The sequence below is a fragment of the Nesterenkonia pannonica genome (assembly GCF_019575955.1).
Taxonomy (GTDB): domain Bacteria; phylum Actinomycetota; class Actinomycetes; order Actinomycetales; family Micrococcaceae; genus Nesterenkonia; species Nesterenkonia pannonica.
Genome location: NZ_CP080575.1, coordinates 2,339,723 through 2,361,166, shown reverse-complemented (window position 1 = coordinate 2,361,166; position 21,444 = coordinate 2,339,723). Strand labels below are relative to the sequence as shown.

General features: G+C 64.9%; 41 protein-coding genes and 2 pseudogenes. 31 read left to right on the top strand and 12 right to left on the bottom strand.

Going from position 1 to position 21,444, the window contains the following annotated elements; translation table 11 throughout:
* Positions 1–23: 23 nt before the first annotated feature.
* Together K0H76_RS16950 and K0H76_RS16945 are read right to left on the bottom strand one after the other, a co-directional pair.
* Complete coding sequence (locus tag K0H76_RS16950; RefSeq protein ID WP_258933753.1) at positions 24–320, bottom strand: hypothetical protein; 297 nt, start codon at positions 318–320, stop codon at positions 24–26.
* 125 nt (positions 321–445) lie between these two features.
* The gene (locus K0H76_RS16945; protein ID WP_258933752.1) at positions 446–1,018 is read right to left on the bottom strand and encodes a hypothetical protein; all 573 of its coding nucleotides are present in this window, start codon (positions 1,016–1,018) and stop codon (positions 446–448) included.
* A 468-nt stretch (positions 1,019–1,486) separates the two neighbouring features.
* On the opposite strand from K0H76_RS16945, the gene K0H76_RS16940 reads away from it, so the two are divergent.
* The 11 genes and pseudogenes from K0H76_RS16940 (at position 1,487) to K0H76_RS16890 (ending at position 5,189) form a co-directional block, all read left to right on the top strand.
* Complete coding sequence (locus tag K0H76_RS16940) at positions 1,487–1,834, top strand: hypothetical protein (protein ID WP_258933751.1); 348 nt, start codon at positions 1,487–1,489, stop codon at positions 1,832–1,834.
* A pseudogene (locus K0H76_RS16935) lies at positions 1,719–2,057 on the top strand (ABC transporter substrate-binding protein); the annotation flags it as partial. The gene K0H76_RS16940 and the pseudogene K0H76_RS16935, both read left to right, overlap by 116 nt.
* A gap of 23 nt (positions 2,058–2,080) precedes the next feature.
* Complete coding sequence (locus K0H76_RS16930) at positions 2,081–2,296, top strand: hypothetical protein (RefSeq protein ID WP_258935508.1); 216 nt, start codon at positions 2,081–2,083, stop codon at positions 2,294–2,296.
* A gap of 41 nt (positions 2,297–2,337) precedes the next feature.
* Positions 2,338–2,475, top strand: a complete 138-nt coding sequence (locus tag K0H76_RS16925; protein WP_258933750.1) for a hypothetical protein — start codon at positions 2,338–2,340, stop codon at positions 2,473–2,475.
* A gap of 173 nt (positions 2,476–2,648) precedes the next feature.
* Positions 2,649–3,476: an ABC transporter permease subunit gene (locus K0H76_RS16920; protein WP_258933749.1), complete on the top strand. Its 828-nt coding sequence runs from the start codon at positions 2,649–2,651 to the stop codon at positions 3,474–3,476.
* On the top strand, positions 3,473–3,670 hold the full coding sequence (locus K0H76_RS16915) for a hypothetical protein (protein WP_258933748.1): 198 nt from the start codon (positions 3,473–3,475) through the stop codon (positions 3,668–3,670). Before K0H76_RS16920 ends, K0H76_RS16915 begins: the two co-directional genes overlap by 4 nt.
* Positions 3,671–3,720: 50 nt before the next feature.
* Complete coding sequence (locus K0H76_RS16910; protein WP_258933747.1) at positions 3,721–3,963, top strand: hypothetical protein; 243 nt, start codon at positions 3,721–3,723, stop codon at positions 3,961–3,963.
* 8 nt (positions 3,964–3,971) lie between these two features.
* Positions 3,972–4,175, top strand: a complete 204-nt coding sequence (locus K0H76_RS16905; protein WP_258933746.1) for a hypothetical protein — start codon at positions 3,972–3,974, stop codon at positions 4,173–4,175.
* Positions 4,172–4,654: an ATP-binding cassette domain-containing protein gene (locus tag K0H76_RS16900; protein ID WP_258933745.1), complete on the top strand. Its 483-nt coding sequence runs from the start codon at positions 4,172–4,174 to the stop codon at positions 4,652–4,654. The genes K0H76_RS16905 and K0H76_RS16900 overlap by 4 nt, the downstream gene beginning before the upstream one ends.
* Positions 4,555–5,094, top strand: coding sequence for an ATP-binding cassette domain-containing protein (locus K0H76_RS16895; RefSeq protein WP_258935460.1), 540 nt, complete (start codon positions 4,555–4,557; stop codon positions 5,092–5,094). The genes K0H76_RS16900 and K0H76_RS16895 overlap by 100 nt, the downstream gene beginning before the upstream one ends.
* Complete coding sequence (locus tag K0H76_RS16890) at positions 5,043–5,189, top strand: hypothetical protein (RefSeq protein WP_258935459.1); 147 nt, start codon at positions 5,043–5,045, stop codon at positions 5,187–5,189. The genes K0H76_RS16895 and K0H76_RS16890 overlap by 52 nt, the downstream gene beginning before the upstream one ends.
* 64 nt (positions 5,190–5,253) lie before the next feature.
* Here K0H76_RS16890 and K0H76_RS16885 read toward each other — a convergent pair whose 3' ends face one another.
* The 3 genes from K0H76_RS16885 to K0H76_RS16875 all read right to left on the bottom strand — a co-directional run bounded on the left by K0H76_RS16885 (position 5,254) and on the right by K0H76_RS16875 (position 6,963).
* Positions 5,254–6,444 (bottom strand): aromatic acid exporter family protein, encoded by a 1,191-nt coding sequence (locus tag K0H76_RS16885; protein ID WP_258933744.1) that lies wholly within the window; start codon positions 6,442–6,444, stop codon positions 5,254–5,256.
* A 140-nt stretch (positions 6,445–6,584) separates the two neighbouring features.
* Positions 6,585–6,797 carry a DUF2267 domain-containing protein gene (locus K0H76_RS16880; RefSeq protein WP_258933743.1) on the bottom strand — a complete coding sequence of 71 codons (213 nt, stop codon included), beginning with the start codon at positions 6,795–6,797 and terminating at the stop codon, positions 6,585–6,587.
* Positions 6,790–6,963: a DUF2267 domain-containing protein gene (locus K0H76_RS16875; protein WP_258933742.1), complete on the bottom strand. Its 174-nt coding sequence runs from the start codon at positions 6,961–6,963 to the stop codon at positions 6,790–6,792. The genes K0H76_RS16880 and K0H76_RS16875 overlap by 8 nt, the downstream gene beginning before the upstream one ends.
* A 366-nt stretch (positions 6,964–7,329) precedes the next feature.
* Between K0H76_RS16875 and K0H76_RS16870 the strand changes: the two genes are divergently transcribed.
* Positions 7,330–8,151 (top strand): MFS transporter, encoded by an 822-nt coding sequence (locus K0H76_RS16870; protein ID WP_258933741.1) that lies wholly within the window; start codon positions 7,330–7,332, stop codon positions 8,149–8,151.
* Positions 8,151–8,672, top strand: coding sequence for a hypothetical protein (locus tag K0H76_RS16865; RefSeq protein WP_258933740.1), 522 nt, complete (start codon positions 8,151–8,153; stop codon positions 8,670–8,672). Before K0H76_RS16870 ends, K0H76_RS16865 begins: the two co-directional genes overlap by 1 nt.
* On the opposite strand, the gene K0H76_RS16860 is transcribed toward K0H76_RS16865, so the two are convergent.
* Positions 8,661–8,981 (bottom strand): hypothetical protein, encoded by a 321-nt coding sequence (locus K0H76_RS16860; protein ID WP_258933739.1) that lies wholly within the window; start codon positions 8,979–8,981, stop codon positions 8,661–8,663. The genes K0H76_RS16865 and K0H76_RS16860 overlap by 12 nt on opposite strands.
* An 87-nt stretch (positions 8,982–9,068) precedes the next feature.
* Entirely contained in the window at positions 9,069–9,566 is a 498-nt protein-coding gene (locus K0H76_RS16855; RefSeq protein WP_258933738.1) for a LysR family transcriptional regulator, read from the bottom strand.
* A 128-nt stretch (positions 9,567–9,694) separates the two neighbouring features.
* Between K0H76_RS16855 and K0H76_RS16850 the strand changes: the two genes are divergently transcribed.
* The 9 genes from K0H76_RS16850 (at position 9,695) to K0H76_RS16810 (ending at position 14,866) form a co-directional block, all read left to right on the top strand.
* Complete coding sequence (locus K0H76_RS16850) at positions 9,695–10,600, top strand: thiamine pyrophosphate-binding protein (RefSeq protein ID WP_258933737.1); 906 nt, start codon at positions 9,695–9,697, stop codon at positions 10,598–10,600.
* Positions 10,551–11,528, top strand: coding sequence for a thiamine pyrophosphate-dependent enzyme (locus tag K0H76_RS16845; RefSeq protein WP_258933736.1), 978 nt, complete (start codon positions 10,551–10,553; stop codon positions 11,526–11,528). The genes K0H76_RS16850 and K0H76_RS16845 overlap by 50 nt, the downstream gene beginning before the upstream one ends.
* Positions 11,529–12,208: 680 nt before the next feature.
* Positions 12,209–12,484 carry a hypothetical protein gene (locus K0H76_RS16840; protein WP_258933735.1) on the top strand — a complete coding sequence of 92 codons (276 nt, stop codon included), beginning with the start codon at positions 12,209–12,211 and terminating at the stop codon, positions 12,482–12,484.
* Positions 12,485–12,561: 77 nt separating this feature from the next.
* A complete protein-coding gene (locus K0H76_RS16835; protein ID WP_258933734.1) occupies positions 12,562–13,062 on the top strand; it encodes an ATP-binding cassette domain-containing protein in 501 nt (166 codons plus the stop codon).
* Complete coding sequence (locus K0H76_RS16830) at positions 13,062–13,283, top strand: hypothetical protein (protein WP_258933733.1); 222 nt, start codon at positions 13,062–13,064, stop codon at positions 13,281–13,283. Before K0H76_RS16835 ends, K0H76_RS16830 begins: the two co-directional genes overlap by 1 nt.
* Before the next feature lie 2 nt (positions 13,284–13,285).
* Positions 13,286–13,471: a hypothetical protein gene (locus K0H76_RS16825; RefSeq protein WP_258933732.1), complete on the top strand. Its 186-nt coding sequence runs from the start codon at positions 13,286–13,288 to the stop codon at positions 13,469–13,471.
* On the top strand, positions 13,441–13,743 hold the full coding sequence (locus K0H76_RS16820; RefSeq protein WP_258933731.1) for a hypothetical protein: 303 nt from the start codon (positions 13,441–13,443) through the stop codon (positions 13,741–13,743). The genes K0H76_RS16825 and K0H76_RS16820 overlap by 31 nt, the downstream gene beginning before the upstream one ends.
* Complete coding sequence (locus tag K0H76_RS16815; RefSeq protein WP_258933730.1) at positions 13,719–14,063, top strand: ABC transporter permease subunit; 345 nt, start codon at positions 13,719–13,721, stop codon at positions 14,061–14,063. Before K0H76_RS16820 ends, K0H76_RS16815 begins: the two co-directional genes overlap by 25 nt.
* Positions 14,060–14,866, top strand: coding sequence for an ABC transporter permease (locus K0H76_RS16810; protein WP_258933729.1), 807 nt, complete (start codon positions 14,060–14,062; stop codon positions 14,864–14,866). The genes K0H76_RS16815 and K0H76_RS16810 overlap by 4 nt, the downstream gene beginning before the upstream one ends.
* A 113-nt stretch (positions 14,867–14,979) precedes the next feature.
* On the opposite strand, the pseudogene K0H76_RS16805 reads toward K0H76_RS16810, so the two are convergent.
* From K0H76_RS16805 to K0H76_RS16790, 4 genes and pseudogenes are all read right to left on the bottom strand, one after another.
* Positions 14,980–15,336 (bottom strand): annotated as a pseudogene (locus K0H76_RS16805) (aldehyde dehydrogenase family protein).
* Positions 15,219–15,932: an aldehyde dehydrogenase family protein gene (locus tag K0H76_RS16800; protein WP_258933728.1), complete on the bottom strand. Its 714-nt coding sequence runs from the start codon at positions 15,930–15,932 to the stop codon at positions 15,219–15,221. Before K0H76_RS16800 ends, K0H76_RS16805 begins: the two are co-directional and overlap by 118 nt.
* A 36-nt stretch (positions 15,933–15,968) precedes the next feature.
* The gene (locus K0H76_RS16795) at positions 15,969–16,217 is read right to left on the bottom strand and encodes an aldehyde dehydrogenase family protein (protein ID WP_258935458.1); all 249 of its coding nucleotides are present in this window, start codon (positions 16,215–16,217) and stop codon (positions 15,969–15,971) included.
* A gap of 23 nt (positions 16,218–16,240) precedes the next feature.
* Positions 16,241–16,462, bottom strand: coding sequence for a hypothetical protein (locus K0H76_RS16790; RefSeq protein WP_258933727.1), 222 nt, complete (start codon positions 16,460–16,462; stop codon positions 16,241–16,243).
* Positions 16,463–16,908: 446 nt separating this feature from the next.
* On the opposite strand from K0H76_RS16790, the gene K0H76_RS16785 reads away from it, so the two are divergent.
* Together K0H76_RS16785 and K0H76_RS16780 are read left to right on the top strand one after the other, a co-directional pair.
* Positions 16,909–17,778 carry a transketolase gene (locus K0H76_RS16785; protein WP_258933726.1) on the top strand — a complete coding sequence of 290 codons (870 nt, stop codon included), beginning with the start codon at positions 16,909–16,911 and terminating at the stop codon, positions 17,776–17,778.
* Positions 17,775–18,185 carry a hypothetical protein gene (locus K0H76_RS16780; protein WP_258933725.1) on the top strand — a complete coding sequence of 137 codons (411 nt, stop codon included), beginning with the start codon at positions 17,775–17,777 and terminating at the stop codon, positions 18,183–18,185. The genes K0H76_RS16785 and K0H76_RS16780 overlap by 4 nt, the downstream gene beginning before the upstream one ends.
* Here K0H76_RS16780 and K0H76_RS16775 read toward each other — a convergent pair.
* A complete protein-coding gene (locus tag K0H76_RS16775) occupies positions 18,157–18,450 on the bottom strand; it encodes a hypothetical protein (RefSeq protein ID WP_258933724.1) in 294 nt (97 codons plus the stop codon). The genes K0H76_RS16780 and K0H76_RS16775 overlap by 29 nt on opposite strands.
* Here K0H76_RS16775 and K0H76_RS16770 point away from each other — a divergent pair.
* The 7 genes from K0H76_RS16770 to K0H76_RS16740 all read left to right on the top strand — a co-directional run bounded on the left by K0H76_RS16770 (position 18,385) and on the right by K0H76_RS16740 (position 21,394).
* A complete protein-coding gene (locus K0H76_RS16770; RefSeq protein ID WP_258935457.1) occupies positions 18,385–18,798 on the top strand; it encodes a hypothetical protein in 414 nt (137 codons plus the stop codon). The two genes, K0H76_RS16775 and K0H76_RS16770, sit on opposite strands and share 66 nt — an antisense overlap.
* Positions 18,752–19,078, top strand: coding sequence for an alcohol dehydrogenase catalytic domain-containing protein (locus K0H76_RS16765; protein ID WP_258933723.1), 327 nt, complete (start codon positions 18,752–18,754; stop codon positions 19,076–19,078). Before K0H76_RS16770 ends, K0H76_RS16765 begins: the two co-directional genes overlap by 47 nt.
* Positions 19,079–19,191: 113 nt before the next feature.
* The gene (locus K0H76_RS16760; protein WP_258933722.1) at positions 19,192–19,368 is read left to right on the top strand and encodes a hypothetical protein; all 177 of its coding nucleotides are present in this window, start codon (positions 19,192–19,194) and stop codon (positions 19,366–19,368) included.
* A gap of 11 nt (positions 19,369–19,379) precedes the next feature.
* On the top strand, positions 19,380–19,877 hold the full coding sequence (locus tag K0H76_RS16755; protein WP_258935456.1) for a zinc-binding dehydrogenase: 498 nt from the start codon (positions 19,380–19,382) through the stop codon (positions 19,875–19,877).
* Positions 19,874–20,245 carry an ATP-binding cassette domain-containing protein gene (locus K0H76_RS16750; RefSeq protein ID WP_258933721.1) on the top strand — a complete coding sequence of 124 codons (372 nt, stop codon included), beginning with the start codon at positions 19,874–19,876 and terminating at the stop codon, positions 20,243–20,245. Before K0H76_RS16755 ends, K0H76_RS16750 begins: the two co-directional genes overlap by 4 nt.
* Complete coding sequence (locus tag K0H76_RS16745) at positions 20,242–20,787, top strand: ATP-binding cassette domain-containing protein (protein WP_258933720.1); 546 nt, start codon at positions 20,242–20,244, stop codon at positions 20,785–20,787. Before K0H76_RS16750 ends, K0H76_RS16745 begins: the two co-directional genes overlap by 4 nt.
* Before the next feature lie 328 nt (positions 20,788–21,115).
* A complete protein-coding gene (locus tag K0H76_RS16740) occupies positions 21,116–21,394 on the top strand; it encodes a hypothetical protein (RefSeq protein WP_258933719.1) in 279 nt (92 codons plus the stop codon).
* The last annotated feature ends 50 nt before the right edge of the window (positions 21,395–21,444 follow it).

Below are 21,444 nucleotides of genomic sequence, written 5' to 3'. Positions count from 1 at the left end.
GCTGGCCTTTGCTGCGACTCGTCTCAGCAGGCGCACGGGCCTGCGCGCTGTGCGGACGAGCCGGTCGAGCGGGGATGGTCCTTGCGGGCTTGGCGGAGCGCGCCGCCGAACGTCGCAGGCTCCGGGGCCTTGGCTGGGCCGCGATTCGCTCGGACCCAATGGGCGGCCGCGCTGTGCGCCCGGGCGAGACGTTCATTGATCGCAGGATCAGCGCCCTCCTCGGCCAACTGGGTCTGTGCCTCTGCGAGCCTGAAGCCGCCCAGCTCGCCGAAGTTGTACAGATAATGGGCGAGCCGCTCGTACTCCTGCGCCCCCACCATCGGCTGCTGAGTCAGGGCTGCCTCATCCGCGGACTCGATGAGAGTGCTCCAATTGTCGGGACGCGCGACGTGCTCACCGCTCAGACGCCTCTCCGCATCGAGGAACAGGTCGTCGAATGTCTCGATCAGCGCATTGCTGAATTTGATGGTTCCCTTGAACTCGGCTCCCGAGGAGAACGTGAATTCCCGAAGTGCGGCCCGGCGAAGGTGTCGTAGAGGTCGACCCTGACGAACGGAGCATCCGTCAGCTTGGAGAGCTCGATCGCCCAGCGCGAGAGCATCGCCGCCGAGCGGGGCACCAGAGGCGCTGCTAAGCTGCACCTTCGAGGGGAGAGCCTGAAGTCTCGCTCGTTGCTCAGCGGGCGGAAGTTCCCGTCGAAGAAGGCATTCCGAATGGGCCCTGAGTTTCGGTCGATCTGAGAGATCATCCCGATCTGGCCCTGGAACATATAGAACTTGTAGTCGAACGGCAGCGTGCCGGGCTGGGGGCCCGCGAGGAGCTCCTCGACGATCCAGGTGGTCTTCTTGCGCCGAAAGCTGGCGGCCGCGTTCTTCTGGGCTTCGCGGATCTCCTCGACCGTCATCTCGCGAAGCGACAGATGGTCGAAGTAGCTCTCCGGGCCTGTGCGCTCCAGGAGCATGACGCCCCGGGCGGACCATCCGTGGGCGAACTTCAGGGCGGCTTTGTCGCCGAGCACCTCCGGCGTGATGTCTTCCGCATTCTTGAGGAAGTGGTGCTGCTGGGGAGACCGAGTAAGCCCCGTTGAGCCTCAGCTTCTCCAGCCTTCCGTGCACCTGCGTCTTGTTCGACAGCTCGCGGCGCAGATCCGTGCCTCGCCTGCCGAACTCACGGGCAAGGAAGCGGAGGTACGGAGAGTTCTCCGGAGTCTTGTCGAATTGCATCTGGCTCCCAGTTCTCTTCGTGCCGTCGACCTCGGCCATCATGTCACGGGAGGCCGCCGAGCCCTCCCTCCGCAGACGCTTCTGCGGCGCAGGGCTGACGCTGGGAACAGGGCTTGGGTGAGGCTACGGTGTACTTCACTCATTAGCTCACATGGTAGTGTTCTATTCATCCCGACGGGGCTTAGAGGGTGATCGAGGCCCCCTGTGCGGGTGTGGCACCCAAGCACCGCCGCTGCTCGCTCCTGTGAAAGGAAATCTCAACCATGCTCCATCAGCGACACCGCGCAGGCCTGTCGGCCATGCTCGTCCTGGCTCTGAGCGCCAGTGCGTGCGCCGACAACGACGAGGGCGCCGACAGTGCCGAAGGCGCCGAGGGCCAGGAAGCTCTGGTCCTCTACTCGGGCCGCGACGAAGTCCTCATCCAGCCCCTCGTGGACGACTTCGCCGAAGAGACCGGCATCGATGTCGACGTCCGCTACGGCGACACAGCCGAACTTGCTGCTCAGATCATCGAAGAGGGGAGAACTCGCCCGCCGACGTCTTCTTGGCCCAGGACAGCCAAGCGCTCTGGGCGCCGTTGCTCAGGAAGGACTCTTCGACGAGCTGCCTGAGGAGCTGCTCAACGAGGTTCCCGAGACATTCCGGGACGACAGCGACCAATGGGTCGGGCTCTCCGGCAGGCTCCGGACACTGATCTACAACACCGACGAGGTCGACGAGGCTGACCTGCCCGACACCGTCGCGGAGCTGACCGGTCCCGAGTACGAAGGCCGGGTCGGCGTCGCCCCGACCAACGCCTCCTTCCAGTCCTTCGTCACCGCCCTGCGTGTGACTGAGGGTGAAGAGACTGCCCAGCAGTGGCTCGAAGATCTCGCAGACAACGACCCCAGTACCGGGAGCGCAACGGCCCGATCGTCTCGGACGTGCTCGACGGCACCCTGGAGATGGGCCTGGTCAACCACTACTACCTCTACGCGCAGGCAGCCGAGCGCGGCGTCGAGCCCGAGGAGCTGCCTGCTGCCAATCACCTCTTCGGCGACGGTGACATCGGTTCACTGATGAACGTTGCTTAAGCGCCGGTGTCTTCGACGGGGAGAACGAGAGCAGCGTAGAGATGCTGGAGTACTTCCTCAGTGAGGAGGGCCAGGGTACTTCGTCGAGGAGACCTCTGAGTACGCACTCATCGATGGGTTCGAAGCACCCGACGGCCTTCCGCCGCTGGACGAGCTCGACGTTCCCGACATCGACCTGAACCAGCTGGAAGACTTGGACACCACCGTGGAAATGATCACTGACGCGGGGCTGGTGGGCTAGCCCATCTCAGCCGTTGCCGACGCTGCACAGGAGGCCACCCGGGCCCAGGAGCCCGGTGGCCTCCTTCAGCGTGCCCGGCGCCGAGGCAGATCAGGAGCAGAACTGGGTCGCGTGCCCAGCTGGCTGCCCCCTCTGTCGGTCCTCTGCGCAGTCGTCGTCCTGGTCCCGCTGCTCTACTTGGGCATACGTGCCACGGAGTACCCTGCCGAGGAGTTCTTCGGAACCGTCTTCAGCGCTCGCACCGCACGGCTCACTCTCACATCCCTGACACTGACCGGAGCCGTCACCGCCTGCTGCGCCATCATCGGTGTGGCGCTCGCCGTGCTGGTGACCCGCACGTCCATACCCTTCCGGCGAACCCTCGCAGTGTTCGCGGCTCTTCCGCTCGCCGTCCCGAGCTATGTGGCGGCGTTCGGGTGGCAGGCCATGAACGGCCTGGTCAGCCCGGGAACCAGCTTCGAAGGACTGGCGGCAGCGGTGGTGGTCATGACATCGGTGACCTACCCCTACGTCTACCTTCCCGCCGTGGCAGCCCTGATGAGCGTCGACCCAGCCCAGGAGGAGGCGGCCCGGTCGCTCGGCAGGGGACCGGCGCAGACGCTCTTCTCCGTCACCATGAGACAGGTGACCCCTGCGATCACAGTAAGCAGCCTCCTCTGCGCCATCTACGTCATCGCCGATTTCGGGGCGCCGGCGATCCTTCGGGTCGATACCTTCACCCGCGCCATCTTCACCAGCTTCTCCATGGGCTTCGACCGGCTCGGAGGGATCGCGCTCTCCTCCATCCTGCTGGTGCTCACCGCCCTGGTGCTGGTGATCGAGGGCGCATCCGCCGCCGCTCCACCCGCTACGCCGCCCTGGGATCGGGAGGAGCGACGACTCCTATCCGCCTCGAGCTTGGACGATGGGGCGCGCCCGCCTCTGGCGCTGCGTGGGTGACGGTGCTCGGCTGCCTCGGCGTCCCCGTGGCCGCGGTGTCCTACTGGTCCTACCGAGGCGTCTCGACTCCCGGGTCCCTGGAGGAAGTGGGCAGCGCCTTCGTCGGCTCTCTGTGGGTGGCGGCCCTGGCCGCTGCGGCCACCACAGTGCTTGCCGTCCCGCTGGCTCTCTACCTCGCCCGTCGTCCTCGCTGATCGCGCGCGGTCTGGAGCGGGCGGCATACTTCGCGCACTCACTGCCCGGCGTGGTGGTTGGGCTGTCCATGGTCATGCTGGGCATCTCGGCGGTCCCCGCGCTGTATCAGACGATCCCCATGCTGATCGTGGCCTACTGCTCGCTGATGCTCCCTCTGGCGATGGGCCCGGCGCTCGCCTCAGCGCTGAACTCCCCGCCGGAGCTCGAGGAGGCCGCCCAGTCCCTGGGCTCCTCATCCGGGCTCGCGTACCTGCGGGTGACGCTGCCGATGATGGCGCCGGGCATCGGGTAAGCGCTCTCATGGTGATGCTGACCGTGATCAAGGAGCTGCCCGCAACGCTGATGCTGCGACCCACCGGCTTCGACACCCTGGCAACACGGCTGTGGACCTACACAGGGAATGAATCCTTCGCCGCCGCCGCGCCATTTGCGGTGCTGCTCATTCTGCTCGCTGCGATTCCGACCGGGATCATCATTTCCAAACTGCTCAAGGAGGTCCGATGAGCGTCAGTGCCGTAGGACGAACTCTCGACGTGACGTCGCTGAATGTCAGCCTGGCCGGTCATGAGGTGCTGACGGATGTTGCCCTGAGTCTGCTTACCCGCACCACCACGGCGGTCGTGGGCCCCTCGGGGTCGGGGAAGACGACGCTGCTGCGCAGCATCGCGGGCTTCCTCCAGCCCTCCAGCGGCGAGATTCTGCTGGACGGGTCGGCGATCACCAAGCAGCCCGTTCACCGCCGCCCGATCGGGCTGGTGTCGCAGGACGGCGCACTGTTCCCGCATATGAGCGTCGAGCGCAATGTCGCGTTCGGCCTCGATTCCTCTGCCCTCAGCAGGAGCCAGCGGCGCGCCAAAGTGGGGAGCTCCTCGACCTGGTCAGCCTGCCGCAGAGCTACGGCGAGCGGAGGCCCGATGAGCTGTCCGGTGGACAGCGCCAACGTGTGGCCCTGGCCCGAGCGCTTGCCCGCGCACCCCAGGTGATCCTGCTGGATGAGCCGTTCTCCGCGTTGGATGCCGGGCTGCGTGAGCGCACCCGCAAGGCGGTGCAGAAGGTGCTGCGCGCCACGGGGACCACGGCTCTGCTCGTCACCCACGATCAGGACGAGGCTCTCTCCTTCGCCGATCAGGTGGCCGTCCTCACCGAGGGCCGCATCCGGCAGACGGGGCGCCTCAGGACGTATACGCCTCTCCCTCGGATCTGGAGACCGCGCAGTTCCTCGGTGAGGCGGTCGTGCTGGACGCAGTCATCTCGGATGGTTGGGCCTCGTGCGTCCTCGGTGAGATTCCGCTGCGCTTTCCCGCCGCAGCGGGTCCGGCGCGAGTCATGCTCCGGCCGGAGCAGCTCACCCTGGCTCCTGCAGGCCGAGGTGTGCTGGGCGTGGTGCTCGACTCGGACTACTTCGGACATGACACCACCGTGACGGTGCGTGTTCATGGACAGGACGAGGTGCTGCGAGTGCGGCAGCTGAATACGCCGCCATGCGGCGCCGGGCGAGACGATCGGGCTGGACGTTGAAGGCCCGGGGATGGCCTACGCGGTCGCCTCGGCCCAATGACAGGGCAGTGAAGCCCTTAGTGGGTCACCTTGGGGTTCTCGCCCCGACTGTCGCGCGCCTGGCGGGCCGAGGCCACATCGTCCACGACCACGACGATGTGGCGCAGGCTCGAGATGAGTGACCCGTAGGTGGGCCACGAATCGGTGGGGAGCCCTTGTCCTCGGCCATGTCGACGGAGAGGGACGTCAGCTCATCATGGAGAGGAGCGACTTCCCTGTCCGGGTCCGCAATGGCTCGTCCTACCTTTGCGACGATCTGTGTCCAGCGCTCGCGGAACTGGTCATCCCACTGGCCATCGGAGTATGAGGCCTCCCTGAGGGAGCGGGCGAGGTGGCGCAGGTGGGAGATGCCTTCATCGGTGCGCTCCAGGATCTCCTCGTAGCTGGCCTCGCGGGTGTCCCAGGTGCTTTGGTCCAGTCTGCTCCTGCCGTGGCGGCCGCGCGGATTCGCCCGGTGAGACTCGCGGGCGAAGCGCACCACAGCCCAGGCGGAGTCGAGCTCCTGGCTCATCGATTCGGTCTCTTTGAACCATGCTTCTGCCTTGTCGGTGTCCCAATCGTCGGAGAACTCCTCCGAGATGCTCGCCAGGACCCCGCCCATGCGCTCGTTGAGGCTGTCCACGTACCGTGCAGCCTGCTTGTCGCCCAGCGGCGGCACGATCAGCAGGTTCACTGCGACGCTAACCGCCACTCCGACGGCGACTTCGAGGATGCGGTCGTCCAGCAGCGGCGCCTGCTCGTCGAAACCGCTTCCGAAGATGAAGATGGCGGTGGTGGCGATAGCGACGCCCTCATCGCGGATCCATGAGATGCGGGCTGCCGCGACGCCGACCAGAAGCGCGAGGGCGAAGGTGAGGATTCCGACGCCCAGGAAGTAGCCGATGAGGAACGAGAGCCCGACGCCGATGCTGGAGGCGACGGTGGTCTGCACCCCTCGCGACAGCGAGCGGTGGACCGTCGCGTGGACGGTGAGCAGCGCCGTCCAGGGAGAGAGGAATGCGAGCTCCGATCCCAGCACGGCGGTGGAGAACCACCACGCCGCCGTGCCAGCGATCACAGTCTTGAGGACCTGAATGACATCGGTCAGGAACTCAGGCTTCTGCATCCTGCTCCGCGCCGAGTAAGCGACGGTTCGCAGAGACGGCACACGTTTGGGCTTGGAGCTGCTCCCGTCGTCGACGCGGTCCTCCAGGTCTTCCTTCGCTTGCTCGGCCACGCGTTCTCCTCGATGTCAGGGAGCAGGGAATGAGTCATGATTCGCCGCAGAGGATGCCCTGCGGCGACGGCTCGTGACCAGAATAGGTCTTTCGCCCCCACGTGGGTATGCCCCGCCCCTGGCGTGTGGCCTTCGACCCTCTACTCGAAGAGAGGCCCGAAACCTGCGGGCAGCTGCGAGCGGAGGTCCGAGATCTCGCCGTCTGACACGGCGTGGGAAAGCGTGGTGAGAACCGCTGCGACCTGGGTGCGCGCCTCAGCTGGGTCGGTTCCTTCGCCCAAGTGGTCGGCGACGCGCCGCAGGAAGTCGTCGACATCGTCGACGACGGGGTCCGCTGCCACGTGCTCAGTCACTGGGCCCTTGAGCTCGGCGGGAAGCTGGGCTGCCAGGTTCTCCGCCTCTCCCCTTGAGGCGCTGCCCCAGGTCTGCCAGGACGACCTGGGTTGTGCGGAGGGCAGCCTCGCGGTCGCTGTGGCCGCCGCGCTCGCCGACTGCTTTGATGAACTCGTCGTACTGCATGATGTGTGTCTCCTTCTCACGGGCAATGCCGTCTTGCTTCGATGCGTCATTCCTGGGGGCAGGCGGTCTTGCCGCTGAACTGGCCCTCGTATGGCGAGAGGTTCAACTCCCGACTTCGATGACGGTTGCACACGGAGTCATGCAGGAGCACAGGACCAGCTGAACAGGCGCCGGGCACAGGAGCCAGCGTCTTCTCCAGAACCGGCCCTGTGGGATAGGTGTAGATTCATGGTCGCTGATCCAACCGCACGACGGTGCGATGCCCGGGAGGGAGTCCACGCGCGATGAATGGCCTTCACCGGCAGCTTCCGCTGTGTCGCATGCTGGCTGTTCGCGCCGATGCCGAGCTGCACCAGGGCTCCAGATATGACTGAGCGGCCCATGCGCGGATGGCTGTGGGTGCTGGTGCTCGCAGCGGTGCTGAGCCAGGCGACAGTCCACATGGTTCGCCCGGCGACCACGTACAAGCTTCTGGCGCTGGACGCCAGCGAGATGACCATCGGGTTGGTCACCGGTGTCTATGCGGTCCTGCCGCTGGTGATGGCCATGCAGATAGGAGCCAGGGCCCAGCGAGCGGTGAGCCTCAGGCCGCTGCTGATAGGCGGCACCGCTCTGAGCGTGCTGGGAGTGGCCTTCGTCGCCGCCGTGAACGATCTGTGGGCGGTCGCAGCGGGCAGTGCGGTGCTCGGCTTGGGGCAGCTGATCTTCACCGTCGCAGGACAGTCGGCGATCGCCCGGTTCGCCTCCAACGCGCAGATGGATACCGCCTTCGGGTGGTTCACTGCGGGGTTCTCTGCGGGACAGCTCATAGGACCGCTGCTGGGAGGTCTCATTCTCAACGCCCCGAGCGACGGGGCCGGAAGCGGGAATCTGTCCCTCATCAACCTCGCCCTGTGGATCGGTGGGGCGCTCTCCCTGATGGTCATCGCGCTGCTGCAGTTCGCCCGGGCCGCCTTTCGAGGCGAGGAGCGGGCGACGGGCAGCACCGACGACGCCCCTCCTCGAGCGGGATTCACAGCGGCTGTGTGGGGAGCCTCAGTCAGAGGCGGAGAAGCCCTCGATCCTGGGGATCCTCACGGTGCCCAACGTGCCCTCCCACATGCTCGCGTCGATCGCCATGATCTCGATCCTGGACATCCTCTCGGCGTTTCTGCCTCTGCTGGGCGAAGAGGCGGGCATCTCCCCTGATGGTGGGCATTCTGCTGTCTGTTCGTGCTGCGGCCTCCGTCGCCTCGCGGCTGTCGCTGCCGCTCCTCAGGAGAGTGTGGAGCCGAGGGGTGCTGGTGCTCGCAGCTCTGTGGATGTCGAGTCTGACGCTGGCCGTCCTGCCGATGGTCACGGGCTGGCTGTGGGCCCTGTTCGTGCTGCTGGTCCTTGCAGGGTTCTTCCTCGGGCTGGGGCAGCCGCTCACGATGAGTCTGGTGACGCAGGCGGTTCCGGTCTCCTGGCGCTCCAATGCGTTGGCGCTGCGCCTGATGGGCAACCGGGTGGGCCAGGTGGCCGTGCCCATCGCCGCAGGCGCACTCGCAGCTCCGCTGGGCTCCGCGGGCGCGATCTGGGCTGGGTGCTTTCTGCTCTTCGTCTCCGGCGCCGAGAAGTCTGTGCGTGCGGCCCGCGGTGGCAGTAGGCGTGCAGGGCACTCGGTGCGCCGAGGCGGTGTCACAGTCCGGTGCTGTGCACGCGTGCGCGTGTGTGCATCACGGACCTGAGAGCGCCTCCCGGACCGCTCCGAGGAACCACGCGTGAGCTGAGGATGCTTCGGCGTCACGGTGGGAGATGAGGTGGACGCCGGTGTGCGGCGATGCGAACGGAAGCTCGAGCAGCTTGGTTCCCTCGAGCCCGGGGATGAGCCTCGAGAAGGCATCCACCGGAACGATCGCGAAGAAGCCGCACTGCGCAACGATGCGTGGCAGCGACGTAAACCGGTTCACCTCGACGTGAGGCACATCCGACAGGACTCCCGCGCCGAGAGTCGTGACCGCTTCGGTGATGATGCGGTGCCCGGCCGAGGTTCCCACGCGCACCTCGGGAGGGCCCGCAGGGTGTCCAGGCTCACGATGCCGTCCTGCGCCTCCAAGTCCTCAGGCACAAGGCAGCCGTACCTGTCATGGAAGAGCACCTCCTGCGCCACGGGTCCGTGCACAGGGAGCTGCCGATCGCTGCATCCACATGTCGGGAGAGCACATCCTGCGCCACGGTCTCGATGTCGAGTGGGACCGTCTCCACCTGAATCCCCGAGCCTGCGCTTCCGGTCGCCTGAAGGATACGGGGAGGAGGCCCGCTTCACCGAGGTCGGTGAGTGCCAGCCGGAAGCGTCTCGTCGAGGTCGCGGGATCGAAGCGCGTCCGATCCTCCGTACTGGCGGCGACCTGCGACAGCGGTCCGTTGACCTCGGCGTAGATGCTGGCTGCCAGTCGGGTGGGAGCGACTCCCGTGCGAGTGCGCACAAACAGAGGGTCTTCGAAGTGGTGGCGAAGTCGCCTCAGCGCGTGGCTGACAGCGGGCTGAGACAGATGCAGAATCTTCGCAGCGCGGGTGATGCTCCGGGCTCGGTAGACGACCACAAAGGTTCTCATCAGGTTGAGATCAATGGTGAGGTCCATCGTTAGATATTAGTCCCATGCATGTTGAAGATGCCGAATATCTATTGGACACACATCATCCGGGACCATAGCGTCTGTGACAGAGGTCACAAACAACGATGGGGAGGCTTGGTGGCATGGCACAGACGATGAGAGTCGCCGACGCGGTGGGCCGCGTTCTGGGCGACCTGGGACTGCTGCAGATCTTCGGTGTGGTCGGCAGCGGAAACTTTCGGGTCACGAACGCATTGCTTCGAGAGGGAGCAGAGTTCACGGCAGCCCGACACGAGATGGGCGCGGCGACGATGGCCGACGCATATGCGCGCGTCACAGGTGATGTGTCGGCGGTCTCGCTGCACCAGGGCTGCGGCCTCACCAATGCGCTGACAGGTGTTGCCGAGGCTGCGAAATGCCACACCCCGGTTCTGGTCCTCGCCGCCGACACCGCCCAGGGCGACGTCACATCGAACTTCTACGTCGACCAGGATGCGCTTGTCGCCTCAGTGGGAGCGACGCCCATGCGCATTCATTCCGCAGAGTCAGCCGTGACCGACGCGGCCCGGGCCTACCACGTCGCGCAGGTCGAGCGGCGAACAGTCGTGCTCTCGATGCCCATCGACATACAGGAGGAGCAGACTCAGTACCCTGCGGCGCGTCCCACGACGGCGCTGAGCTTACCGCAGCCTGCCGTGTCGCACGCGGAAGTGCAGACCCTTGTGGACCTGCTCGACGCAGCCGAGCGGCCCGTCATCGTCGGCGGACGCGGTGCGCGTGCGGCGAAGCACGACATCCGAGAGCTGGCGGAGACGGCCGGTGCCCTGCTGATCGCGTCCGGAGGCGGCCGCGGAGTCTTCGAAGGAGATGAATGGGCTCTGGACATCATGGGCGGGTTCGCCACGGAGGGGCCGCCGCCCTGGTCCGTGAGAGCGACCTCATCGTCGCCTTCGGCGCTTCGCTCAACACATGGACGACCCGCGGGGATCGCTGACCGACGGGACGCAGCTGGTGCAGATCGACGACCGTGCCGAGGCGATCGGTATGCACAGGGGCGTTGACCTGGGAATCGTCGGCGATGCGGCTGCGGTCTCACGAGCAGCACGCGATGCCTTGGCGGCCATGGGGCCAGCACGCAGAGGATATCGCTCACCTGAAGTCGCTGAGCGTGTCAGATCCTCGCGCTACTGGAAGGACCAGCCCGTTGAGCGCGTCGAGGAGCCCGGGTATGTCGACCCTGCCCAGCTGACCAACGAGCTCGACGCACTCGTGCCGATGGAGCGAACGGTGGTCGTCGATGGAGGCAACGTCAACTGCTATCCCGGCGCGCACCTGAGAGTGCCTGACGATGCCGGCTTCGTTCTCCCACTGTCTTTCCAGGCGATCGGCATGGGGCTTGCGAGCGCTGTGGGAGCTGCGATCGCCCGACGCGATCGGATGACAGTGCTCGGCGTCGGCGACGGTTCGCTGCTGATGGCGGCGGCGGAGCTCGAGACGGCCGCGCGGCTGGGCCTGGGCATGCTCATCGTCGTCTATAACGACGCAGCCTACGGTGCCGAGATTCACCTGTTTCCCGACTCGACGGCGGAGGAGCAGGAGATCGTGCGCTTCCCCGACACAGACATCGCCAGCGTCGCTCGCGGCTACGGCTGCGATGCTGTGACGGTGCGCTCGATGGATGACATCGAGCCGGTGCGAGCATGGCTTGAGTCGCCGCGCGAGCGGCCCTGGTGGTCGACGCGAAGATCACTGGCCGACCCTCATGGCTCATGGCCGCTTACCACAGTCCCGATCACAAGTAAAAGGGCAACGGAGCCCTCCAGCTACGCAGAGACAAAGGAGTTTCCGCATGAACAGCACACCAGCAGTCCCAGAACTCACGCCGACCTCATCGCGACGCCGTCGCGTCCCCGTGGCAGTGGGCGCCTTGGCCGCTCTCGTCCTCGCTGTCGGGTGCGCAGAAGGAGACGGACTCGGAAACGGCGGTGAAGGAGCAGACGCCAACGGGGGCGGGGCTGAGAGTGAGAGCGATGCGATCCAGATCGCCTATCTCGCGACCGGCTCGTCCCTCCTCTTTTCCTCATGGCTGAGAAGTATGCCGAGGAAGTCGGCGTCGACGTCGAGATGGTCGAGGTCAGCAGCGGCAACGACGCCATCACGGGTGTCGCAACAGGCCAGTACGAGACCGGCTTTGCAGGCATCGGCTCTGCCTCGTACAACGCCTTCGCAGATGATCTCCCGGTTCGCTACGTGGCACCTATGCACTCAGGCTACGTGGAGGACTATTTCATCCTTTCGTCGGAGGTCGCAGACTCTTCGGAGGAGGCCGAGTCGGTTGCAGAGGACATGTCGGACTACGCGGGTGAGACGTTCGCTGTGAACGGGCCCGGTGTGGTGACCGAAGCGGTCCTGGGCTTTGCCCTGGAGCGGATGGGACTGTCCATAGAAGAGGTCAATCTCGAATACATCCCGTTCCCGGACCAGGTTCCCGCCCTGGCCAACGGGGAATCGTCGGCGGCGTCCTGTCGGAGCCGTTCCCGACCCAAGCCGAGAGCAACGACTCCGGCTACCGGCCCTGGGAGACTCCTGACGAGCCGCCGATTCCCTTCACCGGGATTCTCTTCAACACCGACTGGGCGGAGGAGAACGAGGAAGCTGCCACAGACTTCATGCGGGCATACGCAATGGCCGCTGAGGAGCTGGAGACGGGCGGCTGGGACACTCCGGAGATGCTCGACCTGGTGGAGCAGTACACCGGTGCCGACCCTGATCTCATCGCCGCGTCGCGCCAGCACCACATCGATGAGGATCTGGAAGTCGACCTCGACCTCGTGCTCGAGCTGCAGGAGTTCTACATGGAGCAGGGATCGCTGAACTACGACGAGATCATCCCGGAGGAAGAGATCTGGGACTTCACCTGGCGTGATGCCGCGCTCGAGAACTGACGGAAGGGCTGAATCAGATGAGCGACCCGAAAGTAAGACTCAGAGACGTGACGAAGCGGTTTTCGAGTGCGGAGGAGGTGACTGCCCTCGAGGACGTGTCGCTGGACATCGGCGAGTCGGAGTTCGTCGCAGTCGTCGGACCGTCAGGGTGCGGCAAGTCGACGCTGCTGAGGCTCGTCGCGGGCCTCCATCATCCGACGTCCGGAACGGTGGAGATTCGACAGTCGAAGCCGGGCCGCCCGAAGACGGCCATGGTGTTCCAGGAGCACGCGCTGTTCCCGTGGCTGTCGGTGCGGGACAATGTGGCCTTCGGGCCGCGCAACCGTGACGTGCCGAAGAAGGAGGCGGCAGAGATCGCTCAGACGCAGCTGGCGAGAATGGGGCTCGCCCGTTTCGGCGACTTCTACCCGCACCAGCTCTCGGGCGGCATGAAGCAGCGCGTGGGCATCGCTCGCGCACTTGCGCAGGATGCCGAGATCCTGCTGATGGATGAGCCCTCGGGGCGCTCGACGCGCAGACGCGCACACTTCTGCAGGAGCAGATACTGGAACTGCGGCAGGAGTCCCGGCCTACGGTGATGTACATCACCCATGCCATCGATGAGGCCGTGTTCCTGTCCGACCGGGTGATGCTGATGTCTGCGCGCCCAGGCCGGATCAGCGAAGTCATCGACCTCGACTTCCCTCTCGATCGCGGGCCCGAGCTTCGCGGCACACAGGAGTTTGCGAAGCTGTCCCAGGACATCTGGAATCACCTGCGCGACGAGGTGCAGGCAGCGATGGCTGGCGGGGACCAATGAGCGTGATCGGACGCTTTCTCCGCGAGCGGTGGGCACTCGTCGTAGGCCCACTGGCTCTGCTGACAGCCTGGGAGCTCCTGTCCCGCGCTGGAGTGATCCCGGTGACGTTCTTCCGCCGCCGACGCAGATCGCTGCGGGTGCGTCGATCATCGTCGACATGGAAAGCGGCCTGGGCGGCGATCTTCTGATGACGGTCTTCCGTCTCATCGTGACGATCGTGCTGGCTGTGCTGATCGGCGTCAGTCTCGGCATCGCGATCACGGCTTCACAGTGGACGGAGCGCGGAATCAGCACCGTGCTCGCCTTCGTCTATCCGATTCCGGGTGTGCTGTTCTTCCCGTTTCTCACATTCATTCTGGGCCGTACCGAGACAGCGGTCCTGCTGACCGCGCTCGTGACACCGCTCATCGTGATGATGCTGTACACCGTCGCAGGGTGCACAGCATCAGCAGGACGCTGATCGAAGTGGCCGACAACTACGACTGCCGCGGAGCGAAGCGCTTCTTCTGGGTCTTCGTTCCGGGTGCGCTGCCGTCGATCGTCACGGGCATCCGCATCTCACTGGGCTTCGGGCTCATCGCCGTGATTGCGATCGAGATGATCGGTGCGTCGTCGGGGCTGGGCAACTTCCTGTGGGAGAACTGGCAGATTCTGCGCGTCACCGATATGTACGTCGCCCTGGCCTGCATCGCTGTGCTCGGCCTGCTGGCGACGGTCGGGTTCGATGAGATCGCCAACAAGATCCTGCCGTGGCGGGCCGAGGAGAGGAGCGCATCATGAGTCCCACAGTTCTGCGAGGGCTGCATACGTGGACGACTCCTGTTGCCATTGTCCTGCTCTGGGAGGTCCTGACCAGGCTGGGCGTACTCGACCAGCGCTTCTTCGTCCCGCTGAGTGAGGTCGTCATGACGATCATCGCGCAGCTGACCGACGGACGCTTGGGCGGAGACATCGCCATTACGATCCAGCGTCTGCTGATCTCGTTTGCGATTGCTGCGGTGCTGGGCGTTGCGATCGGCATCGCGTCGGGCGTGTGGCGCACCTTCGAGCTGCTCATCCGACCTGTCACCGACACGCTCTACCCGCTGCCGAAGATTGCCCTGCTGCCGCTCTTCATCATCATCGTCGGCCGCGGCGAGATCGCGTACATCATGACTGCGTTCGCCACCGCGTTCTTCCAGATCATCATCAGTACGCGCAGCAGTGTGCGGAGCATCGACAGCGAGATCATCGAAGCAGGACGCAACTTCGGAGCGACCGGCTGGAAGTACGTCACGAAGCTCCTGTTCCCAGCCATATCGGGACCGCTGTTCAACGGACTGCGGCTCGGAATGGCGACGTGCCTGATCACCCTGATCGCTGCGGAGTTCGTAGGCGCCGAGACGGGCATCGGGGCGATGATTCGCCGGGCCTACCAGCAGTTCGCGGTCGATGAGATGTACGCCGGTCTTGTGCTGACGGGCCTGCTCGGGCTGCTGATCAATCTGCTCTTCCGGGTGCTCGAGCCTGTTCTGCTCCCATGGCAGCGCGGCGCTTCCGGGACGGGCGACCAGTCGCTGCGGGCGCTTAGCTGCACCAGCTGAGCATCTTCGGATGCACAGCATCAGATCGGCCCCAAGCGAGGACATCCTCGCTTGGGGGCCGAATCATGCTGATGGGGAAGCGTTCCCGAGTCCGCAGGACACGGGGACGACGGTCAGCCCTTCAGGACGCCCAGTGCATGAGGCTCCTGGAACTCGCGGAGGCCGATGGTTCCCATCTCACGCCCGATGCCGGACTGCTTGATGCCGCCGAACGGGGCACGCTGATCGAGCAGGGCTTACCCGTGCGTATTGTGGAAGACGTAGCCGGACTGCAGCCGGGTCCCCACGGAGTGGGCGGTCGCCTCGTCGGCCGTCCATACCGAATTGCAGAGTCCGTACTCGGTGTCGTTGATCATGCGGATGCCGTCCTCGACATCCTCGAAGGTGATGATGGGGATAGTCGGACCGAACTGCTCCTCGGTGACGACGCGCAGGTTCGGATCGGGGTCCAGAACGAGGGAAGGACGCATGAAGTTCCCGTCCGCCCATTCGCCGCCGGGCAGCTCCCGAACTCCCGGACGTCAGCGCCGGAGTCCTTGGCCTCCTTCACCAGGGTCTGGACGAACTCCAGCTGGGCCTTCTGGTGGAACGGGCCCATCGTGGTGGAAGAGTCTGATGCGGGTCCGAGCTGCACCTGCTCGAGCCGTTTGGTGAGCTCCGCGACGAGCTCCTCCTTCTTGGAGGAGTGGACGTAGATTCGTTTGGCGTTCATGCACACCTGGCCGGTCGTGCCGAAGATGCCCATGAAGAGCAGGTCCATGTTCTGCTCGTTGAACTGTGCGTCCTCGAGGATCAGCACTCCATCGTTGCCGCCGAGCTCCAGGGTCACATTCGTGAGGGTCTGCGCGGCCATGGTCATGATGCGCTTCCCGCCATTGACCGAACCGGTGAAGCAGACCTTGGCGACGTCTTCGTGGGACACCAAGGCCTCACCAATCTCCGCATCTTCGCCGGTGACGACGTTGAGAACACCCGGTGGAAGCTGCTCAGCGATGCGCTGCACCGCCCGCGTGGTCGCCAACGGGCAGGACGGCGGCGGCTTGACCACAACGGTGTTTCCCGCCATCAGAGCGTATGGCAGTGACGCGCCGAGAATGGCAGCTTACCAGTTGAAGGGCACGATGATGGTCACGACTCCCATGGGCTTGTGAGAGACGTGCACCTCGGTGGGCGGTCCCGGCAGGACCTCGACCGCATCGACCTCCTCGGCCAATCCGCAGGCGAGCTCGAAGCGCTTCGCGAGTCCCATGAGGTCGAATGTTGACTCGCCGACGACCTTCCCATTCTCGCGGGACAGGATCCCGGCTTCCTGCTCTGAGTTCTCCATAATGGCGCCAGCAGCCTGCGTCAGCTGCTGAGCGCGCTCCGCACCGGTCAGAGCGGCCCAGGCAGGAAGGCTTTCTTGGCAGCGCCTACGGCTTCCAGCGCCTGGTCACGGCTGGCCGCGGCCGCCTCACCCACCACCTGGGATGGGTTGGCAGGGTTTGTGATGCGCAGCGTCTGATCGGTGTGGTGCTCTCGGCCTCCGTAGAACAGCGGTGTCCTCGTCGGCGTCTGCTGATCCGTGTGCTGCAACGGCGTGGTGGTGTCCGTCATGATCTCTCCCAGTGAATGCGTGCGGTTTGTGGGCGTGCCGTGAAGTCTCTCGAACGTCAGAGAGTTGCTCTGAGCAGCCGATGACCTCGCTCCTCGAGCATAATGCTCAAATGTGAGCTAGGTCACTGTGGCAAAGTGAAGCAACACTTTGTGGGTGTGTCAAGGGTTTGTGCGGGGCCATGCAGGGATCCGGGCTGTGGGCGCTGTTGCGTGCCGCTCCGCTCCCGTGCCCCTAAGCCTTACGGCTGTCCGGGGGCTGGCCGCTCGCGGGCCGTGCGAACGGCCGAAGCAAGCCGCAGCTGCCGGTCACGGCCCTGACGCGACCACTTATCGCAAGATTGAGCAAACAGCTCTTTACAGCCCTGGGGGCGAGCCTATAGTTCCAGGTGACATAGATCACATTTCGTCAAAGTAGCCGAAATGACGCAAGTTCACTGGAGGATCAGATGCCTAAAACGATCACGCGGCCGGAGGCCAGTGTCGCCGAGTTGGAGGACCTTTCGTACGAACTGCGCGAAAAGCTCCTTCTTCTATGTGGTGAATACGACGGCGCCGTGCACATAGGTGGGGATCTCTCCTCCGCCGATATCTTCACCCTGCTTTTCGAATACGGAATGCATGTTGATCCCGATGATCTCTGGAATCCGGAGCGGGATCGCTTTGTGCTCAGCAAGGGTCACGCTGCGGTGTGCATGTACATCGCAATGGCCATGCGCGGATTCTTCGAGTATGACGACATCGTCCGCACCTATGGACGTCTTGACTCGGCCTACGGGATGCACCCGTGCAAGGTGCAGCTGCCGGGCGTTGAGGTCTCGACCGGTTCGCTCGGCCACGGTCTGCCGCTCGCCACCGGCATGGCGCTGCATGCGCGGCGCAACGGCATGGACCACCGAGTCTTCACCCTGATGGGGGACGGAGAGACCGGCGAGGGGTCAGTGTGGGAGTCCGCCCTGGCGGCGCACAGCAACGACCTGGGCAATCTCGTCGCCTTCATCGATCGGAACCGCCAGCTCATGACCAGCTTCTCCGAGGAGCGCGTCCGATTGGAGCCCTATCCCGACAAATGGCGAGCATTCGGTTGGAACGTGATCGAAGTGGATGGCCACAATATGGCCGAACTGGTGACGGCATTCGACTCACTGCCGGATCCCAAGTCATCGGTGCCGACCGTTGTTATTTGTGACACCATCAAAGGAAAAGGCGTTGATTTTATGGAAAGAAATCTGGGGTGGCATGCGGGATCACTCAACGAGAAAGATTTGCAGCGCGCATTGTCCTCACTGGCTGAAGGTCGAAAGGCGGCTCGATCATGAGTGTCACCACACAGCAGGAAGCATCATTCACATTCGGCGAGATGCTGTCCTCTCGCACCGTGATCGGTCAGACCCTGAAAGAGATCGGCGACGCGAACGACAACCTGTGGGTCCTGACGCCGGACATCGGGGCCACCCTCAAAGAGTTCCGTGACGCACACCCTGACCGTTTTGTGGATGTCGGACTGTCAGAGCAGGCGTGCGTCGGCATCGCAGCAGGCCTCGCCAACGAGAGCAACATCCCCGTGGTCTCCGGCATGCTGCCCTTTCTGAGCATGCGGGCCCTCGAGCAGGTGCGCTCAGACATCTGCTACCCCAATCTTCCCGTCAAAATCGTGGGCACCCACGGCGGACTCGTCGGCAACGGGGATCCACCCACTACGCCGTCGAAGACCTTGGACTCATGACGAGCCTCGTCAACATGACCGTCACCTCGATCGGCGACCCTCTGATGGTCGGCGAGGTTCTGCGACAGTCGATGTCCATGTCGGGGCCCTCTACATTCGTCTTGCCGTCGGCAAGAAGGACAAGGTCATCTACGAGCCCGGGTCCGTCGACATCGAGATCGGGAAGGGCATCACGGCTCGTGAGGGTGAGGATCTGACCATCTTCGCCCACGGGGAGACCGTCGCGCAGGCTCTCGAAGCTGCCGACGTGCTCGCCGCAGACCACGGCATCAGCGCCCGTGTGGTGGACATGTTCACCCTCAAGCCTGTCGATGAGGATCTGATCGTCCGCTGCGCGGAGGAGACGGGCCGCTTCGTCGTCGTGGAGGATCACCTCGCCTACGGCGGGCTGGCCTCCCAGATCTCGGAGGTCCTTGCCGACCGGCAGATCCGCCTGGACGGCTTCCGGCGATTGGGCATCCCCAGGTCTTCGCAGGATTCGGCGAAGCCGACGAGCTGCGGGACAAGCACGGATACGGGCTCAGGGCCACCGTTGAGGCTGCTGCTGCGATCGTGGGAGAGAAGGAATGAGCGGCGTGAACTCCATGACGAGCACCGACCCCGCTTCACCTGAGACCAGTGCGTCCGGCGGAGTGCCGACCGTGGCGGTCACCAAGATCGGCAGCCTGACGGCACTCCACCCGGAGGACCGCGGTGAGATCGGGGTCGTCGAGCTGCCCGCAGACGCCCTAGGCCCTGAGGACGTCCGCATCGATGTGGCATACGCGGCGATCTGCGGCTCCGACCCGCACCTTGCCGAGGGCTTCTTCGGCACCGACGTGCCCATCGGCCTGGGGCATGAGATCTCCGGCGTGGTCGCAGAGGTCGGCCCCACGTCAGCCGTTCCGACATAGACGTCGGAGACCGCGTCTCAGGAAACTTCGTCCGCTTCTGCGGGGCATGCTCCCCCTGCCGAGACGGACGCCAGCAGTTCTGCGAGCGGCTCTTCGACTCCAACCGGCCCGGCATGGCCCGGTCCATCGTCTGGCACGAGTCTCAGGTCCATCGTCTGCCGGAGAGCGTCTCACTCCTCAAAGGCTGCCTGCTGGAGCCCACCTCCGTCGCTGTGCGCATCGCCGACAAGACCCGAGTTCGCGCGGGAGACCGCGTCGCCATCTGCGGGGCGGACCCATCGGCCAGCTGACGCTGCAGGTGATGGAGCGCTTCGGGGCGACGTCGCTGACCATGATCGAGCCGATCGCGGAGCGCCGCCTGCTCGCCCAAGAGTTCGGGGCGCGGCATGTCGTCGACCCGACCACGGAGTCTCTGGCTGAACGAGCCCATGAGATCACCGACGGAGAGGGCTTCGACATCGTCGTCGACGCCTCCGGGTCTCGGCACGCGGCGGCGGGACTGCTGGACATCGCAGTGCCCGGCGGGACCATCGTCTACGGCGCCATGTACCCGGAGGACTACGACCTGCCGCTGAACCTCTCGACCTATCTCTATCGGAAGGAGCTGACGCTCACGGGCGTATTTGTGAGCCCCTATACGTTTCCCCGTGCGCTGCGGCTTCTCGATGAGCTGGATCTCGAACCCTTCCTGCAGTCGGTCTTCGATCTGGAGGACGCGGCTGCTGCCTTCGAAACACACCTCAGCGGACTCCACCCCAAGGTCGTCATCCGCTGCAGCCGAGCGGCGGACGAAGCATGAGCGCCGTGATGGTCCAGGAGGACCAGGACAGCTTACTTGCCCTGCGAGCTCACGACATTCACAAGCACTTCGACGGCGTGGCGGCCCTCAGCGGCGCCAGGCTCGATGTCCGAGAGGGTGAGATCCATGCCCTTCTGGGAGAGAACGGGGCTGGAAAATCCACGCTCATCAAAGTTCTGACGGGAGTCCACCAGCCGGATCAGGGTTCTCTGGAGCGCGACGCAGAGCCCCTGGAGATCCGCACAGTTCGCGACGCGCAGCGTGCAGGCGTGGTGGCTCTCTACCAGGAGACCTCCATCATTCCCACGATCAGCGTGGCGGAGAACATTCTGCTCGGCGAGCGCACCCCAGCTCAGGAGGGATTGTGAGCTGGCGCGCCATGCATCGCCAAGCCCGCCACTACCTGGATCGCCTGAACCAGGGGAATATTCCGCTCCGTCGGCTGGCCGGGAGCCTCTCTCCCGTTCAGCAGACCATGGTCTCGGTGGCACGCGCCCTGGCCTCCAATGCGCGGGTGCTCATTCTTGACGAGCCGACTGCGGCGCTGACCGACACGGAGATCCAGGACCTCTTCGCAGTGCTGCGCGGACTCCGCGACGAAGGGGTCGGGATCGTCTACGTCTCGCACCGCCTCGAAGAGGTGTTCCAGCTGTGCGATCGGGTCACGATCATGCGCAACGGCCAAACCATCATGACCAAAGACGTCGAAGACGTCACCATCGACGAAGTCATCAGCACGATGGTGGGGGATCCCCGACAGCATGTTCCCGATCGAGGCACCGCGACGGACAGAGTGGTTCTCAGCGTTGAGGCGCTGTCCGGGAACAAGGTCCGGGACCTGAGCTTCTCCGCGCATGCAGGCGAAGTGGTGGGCATCGGGGCCTCGCTTACTCCGGGCGCAGCGAAGTGATGCGACTCCTGGCCGGAGACCAGAAGCGAACGGCCGGCACGATCACCGTCGATGGGTCCACACTCGCCGGGGCGGCGGCGTCGACCGCTCGCTGCGCGCTTAAGCATCGCTCTGGTTCCCGAGGAGCGACGCTCCCAGGGGGTCTCGCTGGGCGACACGATCGAGAACAACGTCGCGATGGCGAACCTCTCCAAGGTCAGCGCAGGGGCTGGGTCTCGGCCAAAGCCATCACTGAGCTGGCACGCAAGAGCATCGCCGACCTGCGGATCAAGGCGCGCGGCCCCGGCAGGAGGTCGGTCTGCTCTCCGGAGGGAATCAGCAGAAGGTCGTGCTGGCCAAGATGCTCGCCCGCAGTCCGAAGGTTCTGCTGCTCGACGAGCCGACGCGCGGCATCGACGTCGGCACCAAGGCCGAGATCTATCGGCTCATCCGGGCCCTCGCAGCGAACGGCACGACGATCATCACTGTCAGCTCCGAGCTGCCCGAACTCATCGGCCTGTCCGATCGGATCCTCATCATGCATGAGGGACGTGTATCCGGGGAAGTGTCTGCCACGGGTGCCGACGAAGAAATGCTTCTCTCCTACTGCTACGGAAGGGACGCCTGAGATGACTCAGACGGAAACCGCACCCAAGAAAGTCGACATCGAGCACAAGA